We start from the raw sequence: 18,467 nt of genomic DNA on the forward strand, positions 1-18,467 counted from the left end.
ATTCTCAGCCATACCTAGGACTTATCAATACTTGGCAGCCCACGTGAGCACATCACGAGGGCTACCAATCTTTAGCGCCATAGCACCCTTTTCTACCCCGACACTACCCGGCAGCCAAATTCTCTCACTATAATCATGAATAAATTTCATGTTTGCATGATTGACAGGCAATTGTATTCAATTCATTCTATAGACACCTAGACGGCTAAATGATTTAGTTGACGGGTGGCGAATACAGGGAGAGTCAAATGGGATACACACACGCGAGTCACATCGATGCGCTAAATCAGAATATTGCTGAGCTGTCAGACGACATTAAGGTATCGTTTGAGTTCTTTCCACCCAGTAGCGAGAAAATGGAACAGACGCTATGGAACTCAGTGCATCGCCTCAAAGCGCTGCAACCGTCTTTTGTGTCCGTGACCTACGGCGCCAATTCGGGCGAGCGCGACCGCACCCATTCCATCATCAAAGATATCAAGCAGCAGACGGGATTAGTCGCTGCCCCTCACCTCACCTGCATCGACGCGAGCCGCACCGAGTTAGAGGCTATTGCCGACGATTACTGGCACAACGGCATCAAAAACATTGTCGCGCTGCGTGGCGACATTCCCGCCGAAGGGGGTAAGCCTGATATGTACGCCTCAGATCTGGTTGAATTGCTCAAAGCCAAACACGACTTTGATATTTCCGTGGCCGCATTTCCAGAAGTCCACCCAGAGGCCAAAAGCGCGCAAGCTGACCTGATCAACTTAAAGCGTAAAGTAGAAGCTGGAGCCAACCGTGCCATTACCCAGTTTTTCTTCGATGTGGAATCTTACTTACGATTTCGTGACCGGTGTGTCGCGGCAGGAATTGAAGCGGAAATCATTCCCGGTATTTTGCCTGTTTCCAACTTCAACCAAGCCTCGCGCTTTGCTAAGCAAAATAATGTCAAGGTACCGGGCTGGATGGCACAACAGTTTGAAGGGCTAGATGACGACCCTGTGACTCGCCAATTGGTCGGGGCAAGCCAAGCGATTGATATGGTCAGAGTGCTCAGTCGAGAAGGTGTCAAAGACTTCCATTTCTATACGCTAAACCGCGCAGAAATGACGTTCGCACTTTGCCACACATTAGGAATTCGCCCTCAAGAGTCAGTGAGCTAACAACAAAAAACGCCAGTGATAACTGGCGTTTTTTTAGCTCGATTGTTTTCTTTCGATTCGTCTATGAACCACAGAAAAGCAACGGACTTATTGAGCTTCTTCCACTTCTTCCATTTTGCCTAGCAAATTGCGGATGCGATCTTGCCACGCTGTATGCTCTTGCTGCATTTGCTGACTTCTTCTTTCCAATTCTTCACGGCTTTCTTTTAACTCAAACGCTTCTGTTTCTAATTGGTCTTTTTGCCCTTTTAGCTCTTCTACTTCCATTTGTAAAAGTGCAATGGTGTCGACTGCGGTTTGAATTTTTGCTTCTAGTTGTTCAAGTACTTCAAAAGACATATTGGCCTACCTTGTATTAATCGTTTGAGATTATATTCCTATATTGCCTCATTCTACTCAGCAAGTGATAGAGAAACACCTGCTATCTTCGAATTTTCAGCCATTTGCTCAAAAAAGCACAAATCTATCTGGGATAAGCATTCAAATACCATTCGTTTTTAAAGACGATGAATCTTCTTTGCTCTTCCCTCACGCTCAAATCAAGCCTGAAACCAATCTATGTTATTATTTGGCCAATTTTTATTGATGGATATTGGAGTACAAATGAACCGAGATTTAGCAATGGCCTTTGCTCGTGTCACAGAGGGAGCAGCCTTAGCCGGTTATCAATGGTTAGGCAGAGGCGACAAAAACATCGCTGATGGCGCGGCAGTGGAAGCGATGCGAGATATCCTCAATGACACCAAAATCACTGGAGAAGTGGTGATTGGTGAAGGCGAAATTGACGACGCTCCTATGCTCTACATTGGTGAAAAAGTAGGGTTGGGCGGCGATGCCGTTGATATTGCGGTTGACCCGATAGAAGGCACACGTATGACCGCCATGGGCCAAGAAAATGCCATTACGGTACTCGCCGCAGGTGAACAAGGCAGCTTTTTAAAGGCGCCCGATATGTATATGGAAAAGTTGGTTGTTGGGCCAAAAGCAAAGGGCTACATCGATTTAAACCTAGCGCTAGAAGATAACCTTATCAACATTGCCAACGCACTAGGCAAGCCTCTGAGTCAGCTTACCGTAACTATTCTAGCCAAACCGCGTCACGATACGATCATCAAAAGCATGCACAAAATGGGCATTCGCGTCTTTGCCATTCCAGATGGGGATGTCGCAGCGTCGGTACTGACCTGCATGGACGATTCGGAAGTCGATGTGATGTATGGGATTGGCGGTGCACCGGAAGGGGTCATTTCTGCCGCGGTGATCCGCGCTCTAGGCGGTGACATGCACGCGCGTTTACTGCCTCGCCACAAAGTAAAAGAAGATACTCCGGCCAATCAACAACACGGCGAACAAGAGTTATTACGCTGCACCGAAATGGGCGTAACGGCAGAAACTGTACTCCAACTCGACCAAATGGCCAGCAGTGATAACGTCATCTTTTCCGCAACGGGGATCACTCAAGGTGATTTGGTGCAAGGCGTTCGCAAGCAGGGAACTACTGTCAGCACCGAGTCTTTGGTCGTCTGCGGCCACGACGGCAGTATCCACCGTATTCATTCAACACACCCAGTAGAATAAAACTAAGTTCTTCAGCTTTCACGTGTAAAGAGAATCCTCTCTGTTACAAGATGCAAAAACGGAGGCAAAAGCCTCCGTTTTTTCTTATGACAACAGTCGTAGGGGGATGATTACATCATGCCGCCCATGCCGCCCATACCACCCATGCCGCCCATATCTGGCATTGCAGGAGCATCTTTTTGTGGTAGGTCAGTCACCATCGCTTCAGTCGTGATCATAAGACCAGCAACAGATGCAGCAAACTGAAGTGCAGAGCGCGTTACTTTAGTTGGGTCTAGGATACCCATCTCTAGCATGTCGCCATATTCGCCCGTTGCTGCGTTGTAACCGTAGCTACCTTCGCCAGCACGAACGTTGTTTGCAACCACTGACTCTTCATCACCAGCGTTGCTTGTGATTTGGCGAAGCGGAGATTCCATCGCACGCAGAGCAACACGGATACCAACGCTTTGTTCTTCGTTGTCACCTTCAAGTTCTGTCAGTTTAGAAGCTGCGCGGATTAGTGCAACACCACCACCCGCAACCACGCCTTCTTCAACGGCTGCGCGAGTTGCGTGCAGTGCGTCTTCTACGCGGTCTTTCTTCTCTTTCATTTCAACTTCAGTCGCTGCGCCAACTTTGATTACCGCAACACCGCCAGCCAGTTTAGCTACACGCTCTTGCAGTTTTTCTTTGTCGTAGTCAGACGTCGCATCTTCTGCTTGTTGACGAATTTGTGCTACGCGACCTTGAATCATCGCTTCTTCACCAACACCGTCGATGATTGTAGTGTTTTCTTTAGTGATATTAACGCGCTTAGCTTGACCTAGGTCTTCAAGTGTTACTTTCTCTAGCTCAAGACCAATTTCTTCAGAAATCACTGTACCAGCAGTAAGAACTGCGATGTCTTGTAGCATAGACTTGCGACGGTCGCCGAAACCTGGTGCTTTCACTGCCGCAACCTTCACGATGCCGCGCATGTTGTTCACAACAAGTGTCGCTAGAGCTTCGCCTTCCACATCTTCAGCGATGATAAGAAGAGGGCGAGATGCCTTCGCTACTGCTTCTAGAGTTGGAAGAAGTTCACGGATATTTGAAACTTTCTTATCAATCAGAAGAATGAATGGGTTTTCTAGATCAACGCTGCCCGCTTCTTGGTTGTTAACGAAGTATGGAGATAGGTAACCACGGTCAAACTGCATACCTTCAACGACATCAAGCTCGTCTTGTAGTGCTTGACCTTCTTCAACAGTGATAACACCATCACGGCCTACTTTTTCCATTGCTTCAGCGATGATGCGACCAACAGTTTCATCAGCGTTCGCTGAAATAGTACCAACTTGCGCAATCGCTTTGTTGTCAGCACAAGGAACAGAAAGCACTTTAAGCTCTTCAACTGCAGCAACGACAGCTTTGTCGATACCACGTTTAAGATCCATTGGGTTCATGCCAGCCGCAACCGCTTTAAGGCCTTCAGTAATGATAGACTGAGCCAATACCGTTGCAGTTGTTGTACCGTCACCCGCCGCGTCGTTCGCTTGCGAGGCAACTTCTTTAACCATTTGCGCGCCCATGTTTTGGAACTTGTCTTCAAGTTCGATTTCACGTGCAACAGAAACACCATCTTTGGTGATAGTTGGAGCGCCAAATGATTTGTCTAGTACTACGTTACGGCCTTTAGGACCTAGCGTTACTTTTACTGCGTCAGCCAGAACGTTTACACCTTCTAGCATTTTAACTCGTGCGTCATTACCAAATTTAACGTCTTTAGCAGCCATCTTTTATTTCCTTTTCCTAATTCGGTTTTAAGCTATAGTTTTTGAATCAGAGCAAAAATTACTCAACGATCGCCATGATGTCATTTTCAGACATAATCAAAACTTCTTTGCCATCGATTTTTTCTGTTTTTGTCGCATAACCTTCAGAAAAAATCACTGTATCGCCAACTTTTACGTCTAGTTGTTGCACTTCACCATTGTCTAGCACACGGCCTTTACCGACAGCTAGAATGGTACCGCGAGTCGATTTTTCTGCAGCAGAACCTGTAAGAACAATGCCACCAGCTGACTTTGATTCAAGGTCTTGGCGCTCAACAATAACACGATCGTGTAATGGACGAATGTTCATTGGTCATCTCTCCTGAAAACTTTATGTAGTTTGATTAAATGCTCCAGTATCAAGCAGTCACCTGATACTGCGGCTTATAGAAGATATGTTGGGGATGATTTTTTTTTCCCAAGGGGATAACGGGAAATTTTTGTGACCAATGCGACGAAATATTGCTTATATCGCTGTTCGATGAAGAAAACGCCACTAGTTAAGAGCTATTCCTAGCTCTTCTACACTTTATTTAAACTCACCAACCCGAACTAAAATCACTCGAAACGAGAGGGAAATGACAACGGTCGATTGAATACTGCAAACCATTACAACCAATCGCCATATTATCAACGGACAACGGCGATCCACCAACCCAGTCACTCCACTCTAAACCTCGCACCATAAAGTCTCATTGTTGAGAATCTCATTTCGACGCGCTCCAAGCTTTGCTTTCCTTGGTTACACTTACTAGTGAGTCAATTAATAATAGCCTCAACAGGAAGGGCGACTATGGCTGTACTTATAATCAATCAGACCTTACCCCCGTTCGACGAAATGGTCGAATTGGCTCAAGCCAACCCTCAAGCTTTCAGTCAACTCAAAAAGGATATGTGTGAAGAAATGATATTATCTGCATCAGAAGTGATGCAAGACCGGCTTTGGGCTCAGCAAAGCCATATCGATTTAGTGGTGAGTCAATGTAAAAATCCAACCCAGACCAATGTAATTCTAATGCAGGAATTATCATCACAAATCGTTCGTTTTCAAGGCGCTCTGGAAGGAGATGGAGAACACAGCAATCATAATGCCGAGATAGTCCCATTTTCAGTTCAAGATCCAACGTAGGAGAACAGTTGGGGAATCTACATAAGCTATTAAAATTTACTCGTTGCCGCGCAAAGAGATTTCTCCGCCAATAAAGCGCTGTAAACCTTGTTCAGTCTCTAATAGAACTGCGCCTTGCTCATCAATGCCTTGTGAGATGCCTTCAATTTCCTTATTGCCCATGATGAGTTTGACTTTTCGGCCTAGAAAGTTATCCAGTCGATTCCAACGCTGCACAAACTCGCCCATGCCATGGGCTTCGTAGTCTGACAACGCATTATGTAGTGTCTGCACCAACTGGCTAGCTAAGCGATTTCTGTCGAGAGATTGTGGGTAGACTTCGGATAGACTTGCCCAAGGCTGGCTGATAGCTTCCGTCCCAGCCGTCATTCTCAAATTCATCCCTAAGCCAATAATAAGATTAGCCGCCGCACCAGCTTGACCAGACATTTCAACCAAAATCCCGGCCAACTTGCGGTCTTGATAATATATATCGTTAGGCCATTTGAGCTTAACATCAACAACTCCCAACTTTTCCAACGCTTCAACAATCGCCACCCCGACAACCAAACTCAGTCCCATCGCCGCCGCCATACCAGCATCCAAACGCCAATACATAGATAGGTATAAGTTGGTGCCAAAAGGCGACACCCACTGTCGACCTCGTCGGCCTCGCCCTTGAGACTGATATTCTGCAAGGCATGCGTATCCACTGGGTAACTCGTCCACTCGATCAAGTAAGTATTGATTGGTAGAATCGATAATCGGCTGTAATTCAAATGGAGTTTGAATGTAACTTGTCAGTATTTGCTCATCCAGTAACTGCATCGGCTCAGCCAATTGATAACCTTTGCCTTGCACACGAAAAATATCGACGCCCCACTCCTGAATACCTTTAACGTGCTTACTGATCGCAGCGCGCGAGATACCCAGTTGCTCACCAAGTGCTTCCCCTGAATGAAATCCGCCTTGTGATAAGGTTTTTAGTAGTGCGAGTTTAATCGTGTAGCTTTTCATTGTTTGGCATCCAAAATTTGGGTCAGAGAGGTTTCGCCAGTACGCGCAATAAAACGTACTTCATGTTCTAACTCGATAGAAAAAGTATCGAGGACGCGCTGACGTACAAGGCTAGCCAGCTGAATGATATCCTGCGCGCTAGCATTATCGCGATTGACAATGACTAGAGCCTGCTTCGGATGAACTTGAGCACCACCCAATGTCGTACCCTTAAGGCCACATTGATCAATGAGCCAGCCTGCTGCTACTTTAGCGCCGCCATCTGTGGGATAAGACACCAGTTGTGGAAAGCGAGCTTTGAGCCCAAGTAGAACCTCGGCAGGTATAACAGGGTTTTTGAAAAAGCTGCCCGCATTGCCGATTTCATTTGGGTCGGGCAATTTACTACGGCGGGTCTCACAGACACAATCGAATACCTCTTGCGCTGATATCGATTCGCTCTCCAGATTCTTCAGAGGACCATAATTAAGCTTTGGCTGCCAGTGCTTGGTAAGCTTTAAGCCAATCGCCACCACAATCACTTTTTGCCGCAATTCGTGTTTAAATACCGAATCACGATAACCAAACTGACACTCTTGGTTGCTCATGCGCTTCACTTGCAAAGTGTCTAAACACAAGACATCCACATAATCACAAACTTCACGCAACTCAAGCCCATAGGCGCCAATATTTTGGATTGGCGCACTGCCCGCGCAGCCAGGAATCATTGCGAGGTTTTCTAACCCTGAATACCCCTGCTCGACGCTCCAGCGCACCAGAGATGGCCAGTCTTCTCCCGCCCCAACGTGTAACTGCCACTGGTCAGCTCGCTCACTTACATCAATACCAAGAATTTTATTGGCGATAACAAGCCCCTCAAACGGCTCAGTAAATAGCACATTGCTACCTTTGCCAAGCATCAAATATGGTTTAAAGGGCAGCGCTTCACTCTGGCATAGCTGCACCAGCTCACCTACCGAGTTCACTTCTACCAACCGCTGGCAAAGCTGGCTAACAGAAAATGTATGGTAATTCTTAAGATCAATATTGTGGAAAGATTGCATGGGAGAACATCTGTTGTCTACACTGCGGCTATTCTACCTCAAACTAAACAGCTGTGAGAATGAGTAAACTACGAATCGAGTTATTAGACCCAATTAAGACGCCCTTAATCTCGCGCTTATACAAAGCGCATTACCCTTCAGGAAAAGCAAAAAAAAATGAAGACATTGTTGTCGGGTATCTTGATAGTGAGATAGTTGCAGTCGCTCGCTTGCGTACCATCGCACCATATCGCCTGTTAACAGGAATGTTAGTGGTGCCTTATATACAAAAGTCTGGTTACGGGCACCAGCTACTCAATCACTGCCAGGCGCACTTACTAAAAGACGGTGACTTTTGTTTCGCTTACTCGCATTTAGAGAGTTTTTACGCTCAGCATCAATTCAAAACCACTGACCCTGAAAAACTACCCGCTCCCCTGCTAAGCTTGTATCGACGTTATTCTCAAGCAGGCAAGCAACTCACTGCCATGCGCTTTCTTGCAAAACCCTCACCTCATCAAGCAGTTTGCTAGCATTCATTCGAGCAAGTTTGTTACTATGTGGCGCATCAGTCGAAAATTCTTCGCCACTGACCCTAACACCACCGAGGTAACACATCCCGTATGATGACCAATAGGAATTTATTCGCCCAGCTTCCCGCTCTCGCGATTGAACCTGCAAAATTTGATACGCTTTTTGCAGCGAAAGACTTTCGAGAGCGCTTAATTACGGCGATCCAAACGGCAAAACAACGGATTTACCTCGTCTCTTTATACCTTGAAGATGATGAAGCCGGTCGCGAAATTATGACTGAGCTGTATAAAGCAAAACAGAAAAAACCTAACTTAGACATCAGTGTATGTGTGGATTGGCACCGCGCCCAGCGAGGCCTAATTGGTGTGGCAGCGAATAGAACCAATGCGGCTATGTATCAAGAACTTGCCGAACAACATGAGCATAAAATCCCAGTCTATGGTATCCCCGTACGCGGCCGTGAAGTATTTGGCGTGCTGCACTTAAAAGGTTTTATCATTGATGATGACGTGTTCTATAGCGGCGCTAGCTTAAACAACATCTACCTCCATTATAAAGAGCGCTACCGATTTGACCGCTACCATATAATTACCAATGCCGACCTTTCCAACAGCATGGTGCGATTCATTCAAGACGAAATGATCAGTCACCCTGCAGTTCATGACCTCACGGATGCCGATAAACCGAAAACTAAACAAATTAAAGCAGATATCCGACAGTTCAGAGCTTCACTGGCAAAAGCTGCGTATAAATTTACTCCGCAACAAATTGGCGAAGAACACGTGGCCGTAACGCCACTTGTTGGCGTAGGCAACAAACGTAACAAACTCAATCAAGGGATTAATCAATTACTGCGCCAGGCAAAAGAAGAGATTTTCATTTGCACGCCTTACTTTAACTTCCCACGCAGCGTCGCCAAAGAAGTTAAAAAAGCGCTCAAACGCGGAGTAAAAGTACACATTGTAGTGGGTGATAAGACCGCCAACGATTTTTATATTCCACCCGGGCAAGCGTTTAAAACCATTGGCGGGCTACCGTATCTATATGAAATCAACCTAAGACAGTTTGCTAAAGTCAATGAAGGTTTCATTGCAAGCAGACAACTTTCGATTCATCTATGGAAACACGGTGACAATAGCTTCCACTTGAAAGGCACATGGGTGGATAATCGCTATATGTTGATTACGGGGAACAACCTAAACCCAAGAGCGTGGAAATTAGACCTTGAGAATGCGCTCTTTATCCAAGATCACCAGCAGCACCTGACTGAACAGTTCCAACAAGAATCGGATAACATTTTGCAACACACCCAGCTAATTTGCACTTATCGCCAATTGGATAAAATTGAAAACTATCCGGATGGAGTTCAGAAGTTAGTTAGGAAAATTACCCGAGTGAAAGCAGACAGGATTTTGAAACAGATTTTATAATAGAAGTATAATTAAATCCGTTAGCATCATGGCTAGTGAATGGTGCTATCACTTTCTGATTCTGTCTCTTGTTGTACTTTTTTCCAGACGAGATCTCCAATCCCGTCGGTTGGTGAAAAATCCGTAGGCGCCGACAGCAAAAGTTTTCGTATCGTGTCTTGATCGTAATTGTGGCAAGCTCGGTCCAACCCAGCAATTAAACTCTCATACTGCACTAGTGGTAAAAAGCGTTCATTGGCTGTCATAATACACTCATGCGTTGTTTGGCGGACGTTGTCACCGATCAACAACTCTTCAAATAGTTTTTCACCTGGCCGTAACCCAGAGAAATGAATCTCAATATCGCCATACGGGTTATCTTCACCTTTAACTTCGAGCCCTGATAGCTGGATAAGGTTTTTCGCCAAATCCGTTATTTTAACTGGTTCACCCATATCCAGTACAAAAACATCTCCGCCCTGTCCCATAGCACCCGCTTGAATTACCAGCTGAGCTGCCTCCGGTATCGTCATGAAGTAGCGAATAATATCTGGGTGAGTTACAGTTATTGGCCCACCATCTTCGATTTGCTTTTTAAACAGCGGAATCACTGAGCCAGAAGAACCAAGTACGTTTCCAAACCTCACCATAGCAAAGCGCGTCCCACCCTTCTCCTGTCTTTCAGCCAACGCTTGCAAACCCAATTCAGCCATTCGCTTGGTAGTACCCATCACATTTGTAGGCCGTACAGCTTTATCTGTTGATATCAAAACAAAAGACTCGACCCCAGCATTTACAGCCGCTTTAGCCGCATGATACGTACCAAAGATATTATTGCGCACACCTTCTACCACGTTATACTCAACCAATGGAACATGTTTATACGCCGCTGCGTGGTAGACAGTGTTTACTTGAAAACTGCGCATAGTTCTTTCCAATCGACTTGAATGTTGGACACTTCCTAGTAAAGGTACTAATTCAATGCTCAAATTTTCATTATCGACGATAATACTCAACTCTCGATCTATTTTGTATAATGAAGATTCGGAAAGTTCGAACAGAACTAACACCATAGGTCTATACTGTACAATTTGACGGCAAAGTTCAGAACCAATAGAGCCTCCAGCACCTGTCACCATCACCACTTTGTTTTTAATATTGGCTTGCATTAATAACCGATCAGGTTGTACTGCATCACGGCCCAATAGATCTGCAATTTCGACATCCTTCAGCTCATCAATACTTGCCCTTCCTTCTACAATATCCTGCATGTCTGGGATCGTTAATACTTCAACTGGTAACTGTACCAGCGAGTCTAGTATCTGCTTCCTAACCGCTCTAGAGGCACTTGGGACAGCTAACAAAACTTGAGTAACGTGCTTTTTTTCCACCCAGCATTGCGCGTATTCGGCATTACCGACAGGTAATCCCATGATTACGGTATTCTCTAGTGTAGAGTCGGCGTCAATAAATCCGACGACTTTATGCGTATCAGAGCTTTTTAACGCCAAAGCGAGCTGGCGCCCTGCCGATCCCGCACCATAAATCACAACATTTTTTTTCCCTTTGTCGTTAGATTCAGCCACCAACACACGAACTATTAGCCTAGAACCTCCACAAAGTAAACATAGGAAGGCGCCATAAATAATGGGAATAGATCTTGGTAAAGACGCATCAAAGTAAAAAGCTAATACGGATATTGACAGTGCGGATACTACAGAGCCCAAAGTGACGACAGCAAGAGCATGAAACGTAAGATAACGGAGGATCGCTCGGTATAGACCAAGCTTTGAAAATACTAACAATGTAGATACCAGAGAACAGACTATTACATAGTGGTTAGCGACAGAGTCAAAGTTTTGAATATGCCCAACTCGACTCCAGTATGCTCCGTAAAACGAAAGTAATATGAACATGGTATCAATTAATAAGCTAATCACGCGTTTGTAAACACGAGGTAATGCCCAAAGGTAATTCAACTTAGCCATAATAACGCCCTGTCAAAGTAATATAAAACCCAGTAGCTACCGTACTTAGAGAACTGCATCTCCAGCACCTTTCCCACACATGGTAAGAATAATATACCCAAAGTATTTCCGTATGCTCATGTTATTGAGCATTTCCTTATCAACTTCGGCTAATAATTTAGGTGTAGACATGTCGATATCTTTTAATTGAGCCAAGCCAGTAATACCAGGTAAAACATCATATACACCTTGAACCTCTCTTTCCGTCATTAACACTGCTTGATTAAACAAATTTGGGCGTGGACCGACAAGGCTCATATCACCTTTTAATACATTTATAAGCTGGGGGGTCTCATCGATTTTTGTTTTACGTAAATAAGCACCTAATTTTGTAATTGAACTCCTATGAGATAAGTGACTTGCCATCGACGGTGTGTTTTTATTCATAGTTCGAAATTTGATCATATTAAATGGTTTCTTGTTTTTTCCCACTCGAACCTGGACAAAAATCGGGGAGCCTGAGTCTAAAAAACTTAGAAATAATACTAGCATCATTATAGGGAACAAAAGAATAAGTCCCAGCAAGGAACCCACTATGTCAAAAAATCTAATCACATTGCCTCTCCACGTTCTATTTCTCACTGTCAACCATGCGAACCCGTGAATAACTAAAACTTTCCTGTAGTTGCAATGAAACATCTACAATTGTACACCATTTAAAAAAATGGTTATGGGATAATATAATATTATGTGACATAAGCTTTCCTCTAATATTACGTAAACCTTATCAAAGGAGTGAGGGGCAAAATTCGAGCTCGCTTTGTATCGCTACATGGCCGTCTCGGACAGTGACCGGGGCTACCGCATCAATGCATTTTGATCAAAAAAGAAGCAGATTGACGATCACTTTATACCCGTGGTCATTGAAGGTACTTGATTTTTTAAAAGAAGAAAATCATGCTAAGCCCCATGAAAATGACGCTAACTGATAAGAAAAAGAAAGAACTTGAACGTACGCATGAGAGCGCTCGTGACGGTCGAGTTCGTGACCGTATCAAAGCGGTACTTCTTACTTCAGAAGGTTGGAGTAGCTCGATGATCTCTCAAGCGTTGCGTATTCATGAAACAACGGTGCTTCGTCATCTCAAAGATTTCGAACAATCAGAAAAGCTCAAGCCTGAAAATGGCGGGCGACTAGCCACCTTTCGGTTACTCAGACAATGGCGCTTATTGAGCAGATTTCAACACATCTCTATCACCACACCCATCAAATTGTTGCTTACGTAAAGGTAGAATTTAATATCAATTACACCGTATCCGGCATGAACRAATGGCTTCATCACAACAGATTTAGCTATAAGAAACCGAAAGGYATCCCCCGTAAGGTTGATGRGCAAAAACAGCATGATTTCATTCACCATTACCATGTGCTGAAAGGGGCGACGAGTGACCCGATTTTGTTCTTAGATGCTGTTCACCCAACTCAAGCGACTAAGATTAGCTATGGTTGGATCCGAAAAGGTGAAGACAAAGCAATCGTGACCACGGGAAGCCGCAGTCGAATGAATCTCGTCGGCGCTTTAGCGCTCGATGACATCGGCAATACAGTGGTTGAACATTACGACACAATCAACAGCGAGAGTATCGTCCGCTTCTTCTGGCGCCTCCAAAAAGAGGGGGCATTACCCGTTAGAACAAAACGTCCACATTATCTTAGATGGTGCGGGGTATCACCAGACAGAATTGGTCCAAAATACGGCAAAAGTGCTGAATATTGAGCTCCACTATCTTCCACCCTATAGCCCGAATCTCAATCCAATCGAACGACTCTGGAAAGTGATGAATAAGCAGATTCGAAACAACGTTTACTTTGCCAATAAACGAGAATTTGAGTCAACAATAAAGCAATGTTTTACGGAGGTATTACCGAATATCGACGACTCTCTTGTGTCTCGAATTAATGATAATTTTCAGATTCTCAAACCTGCACCTTCAAGTTGAACGAGTATACACGTTTGCCAGTCAACATTAGCTTTTAACGTTTTCTTGACGCCCCTCAGTTGTCGTTACCTAGCCATGAACCTCTTGCGCACATTATTCACCCTTTGGACAGCGTATCAACTCGGTCGTTACGTCTTAATACTTCGCTCAATTTTTATAGCAATTTTCCAGGCAGATCAGCCAAGTTCAGATTATGCTTCAACAATTGTTCTGCAGGACTACCGCATGAACATTATTTAACTAGGAAAACCTTCCACCAATACGTATTCAGTGAAGTTATTTTCATCCAACACATTTTTTGTTTACTCGCGATACTCAGTTTGCTTTTTCCTTACGTAACATATTCAAGGCAGTTTGCCGTACTGCCGCGAGGTTTTCTGCTGAGTGATCTTTGTGAATTTTACAAGCATCTTCCGACATCGTCACATCCAAAACCCAATGAAGACTATTTTCAATCGCCCAATGCCCTCGAGCGGCTTATTCAAGCTGGGGTCGCTTCCGTTTTTCTAAGCTATAACCGGTGACATACCGAGCGTTTTGAGCTCTGCGCATCTTAAAAAATCACCGTCGAGAGCTTTGGCATCCAAGGTATAGTAGCCACGAGCTTCAACTCAGCCGTGCCCTTGCGATACGTCTAACGGGTGCTCTTTTAGATACTCTGCCGTCACATGCTTAAAAGCCGATTGAATCGCTTTTGATAATGTCCCTTGGTTACCCTTGAAGGCTAAAAGGTAGTTTGCTTTCTTTTCGACAATAAGTTCAGCAATGAGTTCTTCTCAATAGACTAGGATATAGGTTGTTGTTGAGATCGAAGCTTAACCTACACTCAGAATTAATGAATTACAGCCATCGCGCGAAAGCGATCGTTGGTTTGTACTAATTGCTCGAAGCTACCCTGTCCTTTGAGTTCGCCTTTTTCAAGTAAAAAAATAGTGTCACATTCTTTGACTGTGCTAAGGCGGTGGGCAATCAGGATAATCGTAATATCGTGGTCTAGGCTCCGAACCGCTTTCATTACAGCCTGTTCTGTGAGGTTATCCAATGCGCTTGTAGCCTCATCCAGTATTAAAACCTGCGGCGAGTGGTAAAGTGCTCGGGCCACCCCTAGACGCTGACGCTGACCTCCAGAGAGCCGAATACCCCGTTCACCAACTTCAGTCACGTAACCTTCAGGTAGGTCGTTTACGATAAAATCATGTAGATCAGCCATTTTAGCCGCACGTTCAACCGAAGCCATATCAACCTTCGAGGAGGAGATTCCAAAGGCAATATTTTGTGCAATAGTTTCATCTGCGATGAATACCTGCTGTGGCACATAGCCGATCGACCGCTGCCACCTCCTCGCATTTTCACGTGTGATAGGTACACCATCAACCTCAATTGTCCCTGTCTGGGATTCAAGAAGGCCAATGATAAGATCGATGACCGTAGATTTTCCAGCGCCTGTTGACCCGACAAAACCTACACTAGAGTTGGCTGGAATTGTCAACGATACCTCTTTTATAACGCTCCTTTCAGATGCCGGATAGATGAAGCTAACGTTTCTCAACGCTAGTTCCCTATTTAAGGGAAAATTACGTTCGGCAGTCTTAAGATCAGTGGCATGGTCAGCTTCAAACAATTCACGATACAATGCATCTAATGCTGGTTTTCCGACGCGCATGGAGCCGATGCTTTGATACAGCAACTGAACAACAGGTAGTATGCGCGTACCTGCAAAAGCATAGAGCGCGACGCTCGGTAACACTTCGTGGAATTTTCCATCAGCTCGGAAAAGCAAGGTCAATATCACAGTGAGTACGCCACCGAACGCAATAATCTGCAACAACATCTGAGGGATTTGCTTGGTTAGAGCAAGGCGTACCTTCAACTTGTGAAAATAACCAGAGACCTCATCGTAGCGGCGTAAATAACCGGCTTCCAAGCCTCCAACCTTGATTTCCTTAACTCCTGCTAACACTTCCTGTGCAACCATATAGCGCCTGCGATTAAACTCCAGACGCTCAGCCCCTCTGCGAACTAAGTACCCCCTGATAACCACGTAAGCGAGACTGTAACTTACTGTGAGCACTAGAATTGAAATCAAGGCAACTTTCGGCTCCATGACGATGACGAGGGACAAGAGGGAAATCGCTATGATTAACTTGGAGACCACCTGAAGTGAAGGCATAAGTGAACCATATATAACCTGCTCGACTTCCGAAAGCACTGTCTTGCCTAAGTCAGCACTGTGGCGGTTAAGGAAATATGTATATGGGCGGCGCAGGTAGGAGCTGAGCAATCTCAAACTAAAGGATTGGCTACGCATTTCAGAAAAGCGTAGAAGGGCATAGTTCGTAAGGCCCGTATATACGGTGCGTAGAACGATAATTAGAAAAACGCTACCAGTCAGGAAAATAAGGAAACTGTTCATATCAGTAAACTTGAGTGTTTGGTAGAAGCTATTGAGATATATGTTGGTTTCGATGACCTTAGGATTAGATAGCACGGCTATAAGTGGAAAGATTGAGGCGACACCTGCCAACTCCAAAGCACCGAGTCCAAGCATCAGCACAAGCAAGATAGACGCTTGCTTACGCTCTCGCGGTAACAAAATTGACCAAAGTTTTCGATAGGTTTCTTGCATGCTTGAGGTCCTTCATCACCTAAAACTCTACACTTCTTATAAACTAGACGGCCATCAAATGCTCAAAAACATCATTCGGTAACCGCTATCCTAACAAAGCTCGCCTCATATATTTAATATGCTCCAGCTTCGTAATTTCTTCATCGCTAAAGTCGGTGCCCTTAAGATAAAATTGGCGAATCAACCATTATTACGTTCATTGAGACAACACTCCCAAGAATGATACGGCTGAGCAAAATAAAATTCGCCCAAGCACGCTGCCGCCAAGGTATGCAGTGACCTGCAAACCTGCCTCAATGCTCATCGTGCCTATAAATCAGTAACTTGGGTGGCGTTTAAAACCATAACAAACACTTCATATACTACACTGAAATACATTGATTTTTAGTGATTTTATTGTGGATTAGCTCCCAGATTGTTCATATGACTCCTCTGTGGCCTCATTTTTGGCATGGTTCAAATTCACTGAACAGATTTGGAAAAGCTCGGTGCTTAACGAGTCTATTTTTTCTAACGTACCAGTAATATTAGATTTGTGCGTTCAGCCCTCTGTGTACCTGCTCCCGATTATGTGCTTCGTTACTAAGGCCTGTTGATCTTGGCTTTACGGTATTTACTCAACAATACATCGGTAGCCACATTAACATGAATGCCAGTGATAGCATGCTGACATAATTTCTTTCAAGTTTGTCATACCTTGTTAAAACTGAACGATATTGCTTAATTCTCCCGAAGGCATTCTCGACTAAATGACGATATCTATATAGGCACCAATCCATACTGTTTTTATCAATATCTTGCCCGTAGTTGCGTGAGCGATGACCGTCTCGCCACCTTTAAGCGCTACATATTCTCTAATATGATGCACTGTCATAACCTTTATCGGCAATGATCGTATTCACTTCGATAAGATTATCGATAAGGCTTTCTGCATGAACAATATCGCGCCTTTGCCCTTGTGATAGCTCGAAATAGATCGGTAACCCGCCGCTATCAACAGCAAGATGAATCTTGGTTGAATTGCCACCACGGCTTTTTCCTATTTGCTCATGATTCAACGTTGATGCACCTGTACTCTGTTGATGCGCTCGAACAATGGAACCATCAATGAAGACCCACTCCAAATTCGCCATTTTAGACAACTTATTGAAAAGTAGTCCTAAAATTCCTTTTTTAGACCACAGGTTAAATCGTCGATAAACACTGCTCCATTCTCCGAAATAGCGAGGTAAATCTCGCCAAGGGATCCCCGTTCGCATTCGATAAATAATGCCTTCAAAGGTCATTCGATGCTCAGGCTTGTCATAGACACGGCCAGTGCTCTTCATTAATTGGAGTAACAATTCCCATCGATTATCAGTTAATATAGTTCTAGGCATGGTGTGGTGCATATGGTTGTTTTTGGCGAAGTGATTATAACGTCTCGCCATGCCGTTCAAAAAGCACCCACCAAAGATCAACACGCCCTAGGCAAGTTGGATGAGTAAAAACTAAAATCACCGGTGCAGAATAAGTGGATTGTGAAGGGAGATGATAAGTCCATCAGGTTATTTCAAATATGAAGGTTATCATCTACCCATTACCTATACTTCAAAACCTAATATTTTCATTATGGTTACCGTCATTGAGCGCAGTATTCCTGATTTACTGAGTTGTACGAAGTTCCTAGGTACACCGAAGTAGAAACTATATGCTGTTCTATGAAGAGCGTAATCATCAAGGTCTCAACGATCTTACCCCTTATGAAGTGTATTTCGGTAAACAGAGATACGCGGCATGAACTGGATTGGCCACTTAAAGAATCCATTGATGTGCCCAGCCTATGGGATCCACTTATCTTGGCCGTATCCTGTATTTACGGCGGATGAAACGATTACAAACCGCGTTCGACTACTGGTTAGATAAGGGCGCAACGTCATGGTCCAACGTTATCGTGGTCGCTGTAAACTGCTCATAAAACATCGAGAAAGCTTTTGGGTCTTCTGGAAACAAACGTCGATACCTCTGACGAATAATGAAGCCGAACGATGCATTCGAGGGTTCATCATCCAACGAAAAATCAGTTACGGAACGACGTCTGACGCTGGAGATAAGTTCCGTAGCCGTATCCACAGCGTGATTGAAAACTGTAAAAAGCGTGAGATGTCAGTGCTGTTTGTCGTGGCAGAAATCGTCACGTCGGTGGTCAATCGTGCGCCATACCCAAATTTATTCGGCTTATAAAGTCAAGCGCCCCTGCTGAACGATTACGCCACTTCTCT

Annotated in this window: 16 protein-coding genes and 4 pseudogenes; 9 read left to right on the plus strand and 11 right to left on the minus strand. The window is 44.6% G+C overall.

All coding sequences use genetic code 11. From position 1 onward, the window contains the following. Positions 1–248: 248 nt before the first annotated feature. Positions 249–1,148: a methylenetetrahydrofolate reductase gene (gene metF, locus L4C34_RS06935; protein WP_428788611.1), complete on the plus strand. Its 900-nt coding sequence runs from the start codon at positions 249–251 to the stop codon at positions 1,146–1,148. Positions 1,149–1,235: 87 nt separating this feature from the next. On the opposite strand, the gene zapB is transcribed toward metF, so the two are convergent. Further along, positions 1,236–1,487, minus strand: coding sequence for a cell division protein ZapB (gene zapB / locus L4C34_RS06940; RefSeq protein WP_428788612.1), 252 nt, complete (start codon positions 1,485–1,487; stop codon positions 1,236–1,238). A gap of 264 nt (positions 1,488–1,751) precedes the next feature. Between zapB and glpX the strand changes: the two genes are divergently transcribed. Then, positions 1,752–2,726, plus strand: a complete 975-nt coding sequence (glpX, locus tag L4C34_RS06945; RefSeq protein ID WP_428788613.1) for a class II fructose-bisphosphatase — start codon at positions 1,752–1,754, stop codon at positions 2,724–2,726. A 110-nt stretch (positions 2,727–2,836) separates the two neighbouring features. On the opposite strand, the gene groL is transcribed toward glpX, so the two are convergent. Beyond that, positions 2,837–4,483 (minus strand): chaperonin GroEL, encoded by a 1,647-nt coding sequence (groL, locus tag L4C34_RS06950; protein WP_428788614.1) that lies wholly within the window; start codon positions 4,481–4,483, stop codon positions 2,837–2,839. A 58-nt stretch (positions 4,484–4,541) separates the two neighbouring features. Further along, positions 4,542–4,832 (minus strand): co-chaperone GroES, encoded by a 291-nt coding sequence (locus L4C34_RS06955; RefSeq protein WP_428788615.1) that lies wholly within the window; start codon positions 4,830–4,832, stop codon positions 4,542–4,544. Positions 4,833–5,315: 483 nt separating this feature from the next. Here L4C34_RS06955 and L4C34_RS06960 point away from each other — a divergent pair, with 483 nt between their 5' ends. Continuing rightward, positions 5,316–5,651 carry a DUF3135 domain-containing protein gene (locus tag L4C34_RS06960; RefSeq protein WP_428788616.1) on the plus strand — a complete coding sequence of 112 codons (336 nt, stop codon included), beginning with the start codon at positions 5,316–5,318 and terminating at the stop codon, positions 5,649–5,651. A gap of 36 nt (positions 5,652–5,687) precedes the next feature. On the opposite strand, the gene birA is transcribed toward L4C34_RS06960, so the two are convergent. Together birA and murB are read right to left on the minus strand one after the other, a co-directional pair. Next, positions 5,688–6,647 carry a bifunctional biotin--[acetyl-CoA-carboxylase] ligase/biotin operon repressor BirA gene (birA, locus tag L4C34_RS06965; RefSeq protein WP_428788617.1) on the minus strand — a complete coding sequence of 320 codons (960 nt, stop codon included), beginning with the start codon at positions 6,645–6,647 and terminating at the stop codon, positions 5,688–5,690. Continuing rightward, entirely contained in the window at positions 6,644–7,690 is a 1,047-nt protein-coding gene (murB, locus tag L4C34_RS06970; RefSeq protein ID WP_428788618.1) for a UDP-N-acetylmuramate dehydrogenase, read from the minus strand. The genes birA and murB overlap by 4 nt, the downstream gene beginning before the upstream one ends. Positions 7,691–7,749: 59 nt before the next feature. Here murB and L4C34_RS06975 point away from each other — a divergent pair, with 59 nt between their 5' ends. Both L4C34_RS06975 and pssA read left to right on the plus strand, forming a co-directional pair. Next, on the plus strand, positions 7,750–8,202 hold the full coding sequence (locus tag L4C34_RS06975) for a GNAT family N-acetyltransferase (protein WP_428788619.1): 453 nt from the start codon (positions 7,750–7,752) through the stop codon (positions 8,200–8,202). 90 nt (positions 8,203–8,292) lie between these two features. After that, positions 8,293–9,633 carry a CDP-diacylglycerol--serine O-phosphatidyltransferase gene (gene pssA / locus L4C34_RS06980; RefSeq protein ID WP_428788620.1) on the plus strand — a complete coding sequence of 447 codons (1,341 nt, stop codon included), beginning with the start codon at positions 8,293–8,295 and terminating at the stop codon, positions 9,631–9,633. Between the two features lie 32 nt (positions 9,634–9,665). Here the strand turns inward: pssA and L4C34_RS06985 are convergent, their stop codons facing one another. Continuing rightward, entirely contained in the window at positions 9,666–11,600 is a 1,935-nt protein-coding gene (locus L4C34_RS06985; protein ID WP_428788621.1) for a polysaccharide biosynthesis protein, read from the minus strand. Between the two features lie 45 nt (positions 11,601–11,645). After that, positions 11,646–12,194 (minus strand): sugar transferase, encoded by a 549-nt coding sequence (locus tag L4C34_RS06990; protein ID WP_428788622.1) that lies wholly within the window; start codon positions 12,192–12,194, stop codon positions 11,646–11,648. A gap of 342 nt (positions 12,195–12,536) precedes the next feature. Here L4C34_RS06990 and L4C34_RS20410 point away from each other — a divergent pair, with 342 nt between their 5' ends. Genes L4C34_RS20410 through L4C34_RS20420 form a run of 3 tightly spaced genes read left to right on the plus strand, consistent with a single transcriptional unit; the run spans position 12,537 to position 13,580 of the window. Continuing rightward, positions 12,537–12,866, plus strand: coding sequence for a helix-turn-helix domain-containing protein (locus L4C34_RS20410; protein WP_489686357.1), 330 nt, complete (start codon positions 12,537–12,539; stop codon positions 12,864–12,866). Beyond that, positions 12,800–13,357: a winged helix-turn-helix domain-containing protein gene (locus tag L4C34_RS20415; RefSeq protein ID WP_489686358.1), complete on the plus strand. Its 558-nt coding sequence runs from the start codon at positions 12,800–12,802 to the stop codon at positions 13,355–13,357. The genes L4C34_RS20410 and L4C34_RS20415 overlap by 67 nt, the downstream gene beginning before the upstream one ends. Continuing rightward, complete coding sequence (locus L4C34_RS20420) at positions 13,323–13,580, plus strand: transposase (RefSeq protein WP_489686359.1); 258 nt, start codon at positions 13,323–13,325, stop codon at positions 13,578–13,580. Before L4C34_RS20415 ends, L4C34_RS20420 begins: the two co-directional genes overlap by 35 nt. 327 nt (positions 13,581–13,907) lie before the next feature. On the opposite strand, the pseudogene L4C34_RS07000 reads toward L4C34_RS20420, so the two are convergent. The 4 genes and pseudogenes from L4C34_RS07000 to L4C34_RS07015 form a co-directional block, all read right to left on the minus strand. Next, a pseudogene (locus L4C34_RS07000) lies at positions 13,908–14,057 on the minus strand (ISAs1 family transposase); the annotation flags it as partial. 355 nt (positions 14,058–14,412) lie between these two features. Further along, positions 14,413–16,206, minus strand: a complete 1,794-nt coding sequence (locus L4C34_RS07005) for an ABC transporter ATP-binding protein (RefSeq protein WP_428788623.1) — start codon at positions 16,204–16,206, stop codon at positions 14,413–14,415. 145 nt (positions 16,207–16,351) lie between these two features. Then, positions 16,352–16,449: pseudogene (locus tag L4C34_RS07010) on the minus strand (IS30 family transposase); the annotation flags it as partial. Between the two features lie 374 nt (positions 16,450–16,823). After that, positions 16,824–17,585, minus strand: a pseudogene (locus tag L4C34_RS07015) (IS5 family transposase). Between the two features lie 473 nt (positions 17,586–18,058). On the opposite strand from L4C34_RS07015, the pseudogene L4C34_RS07020 reads away from it, so the two are divergent. Then, positions 18,059–18,429: pseudogene (locus L4C34_RS07020) on the plus strand (IS66 family transposase); the annotation flags it as partial. Between the last annotated feature and the right edge of the window lie 38 nt (positions 18,430–18,467).

It is taken from the genome of Vibrio profundum (genome assembly GCF_050337555.1).
Taxonomy (GTDB): domain Bacteria; phylum Pseudomonadota; class Gammaproteobacteria; order Enterobacterales; family Vibrionaceae; genus Vibrio; species Vibrio profundum.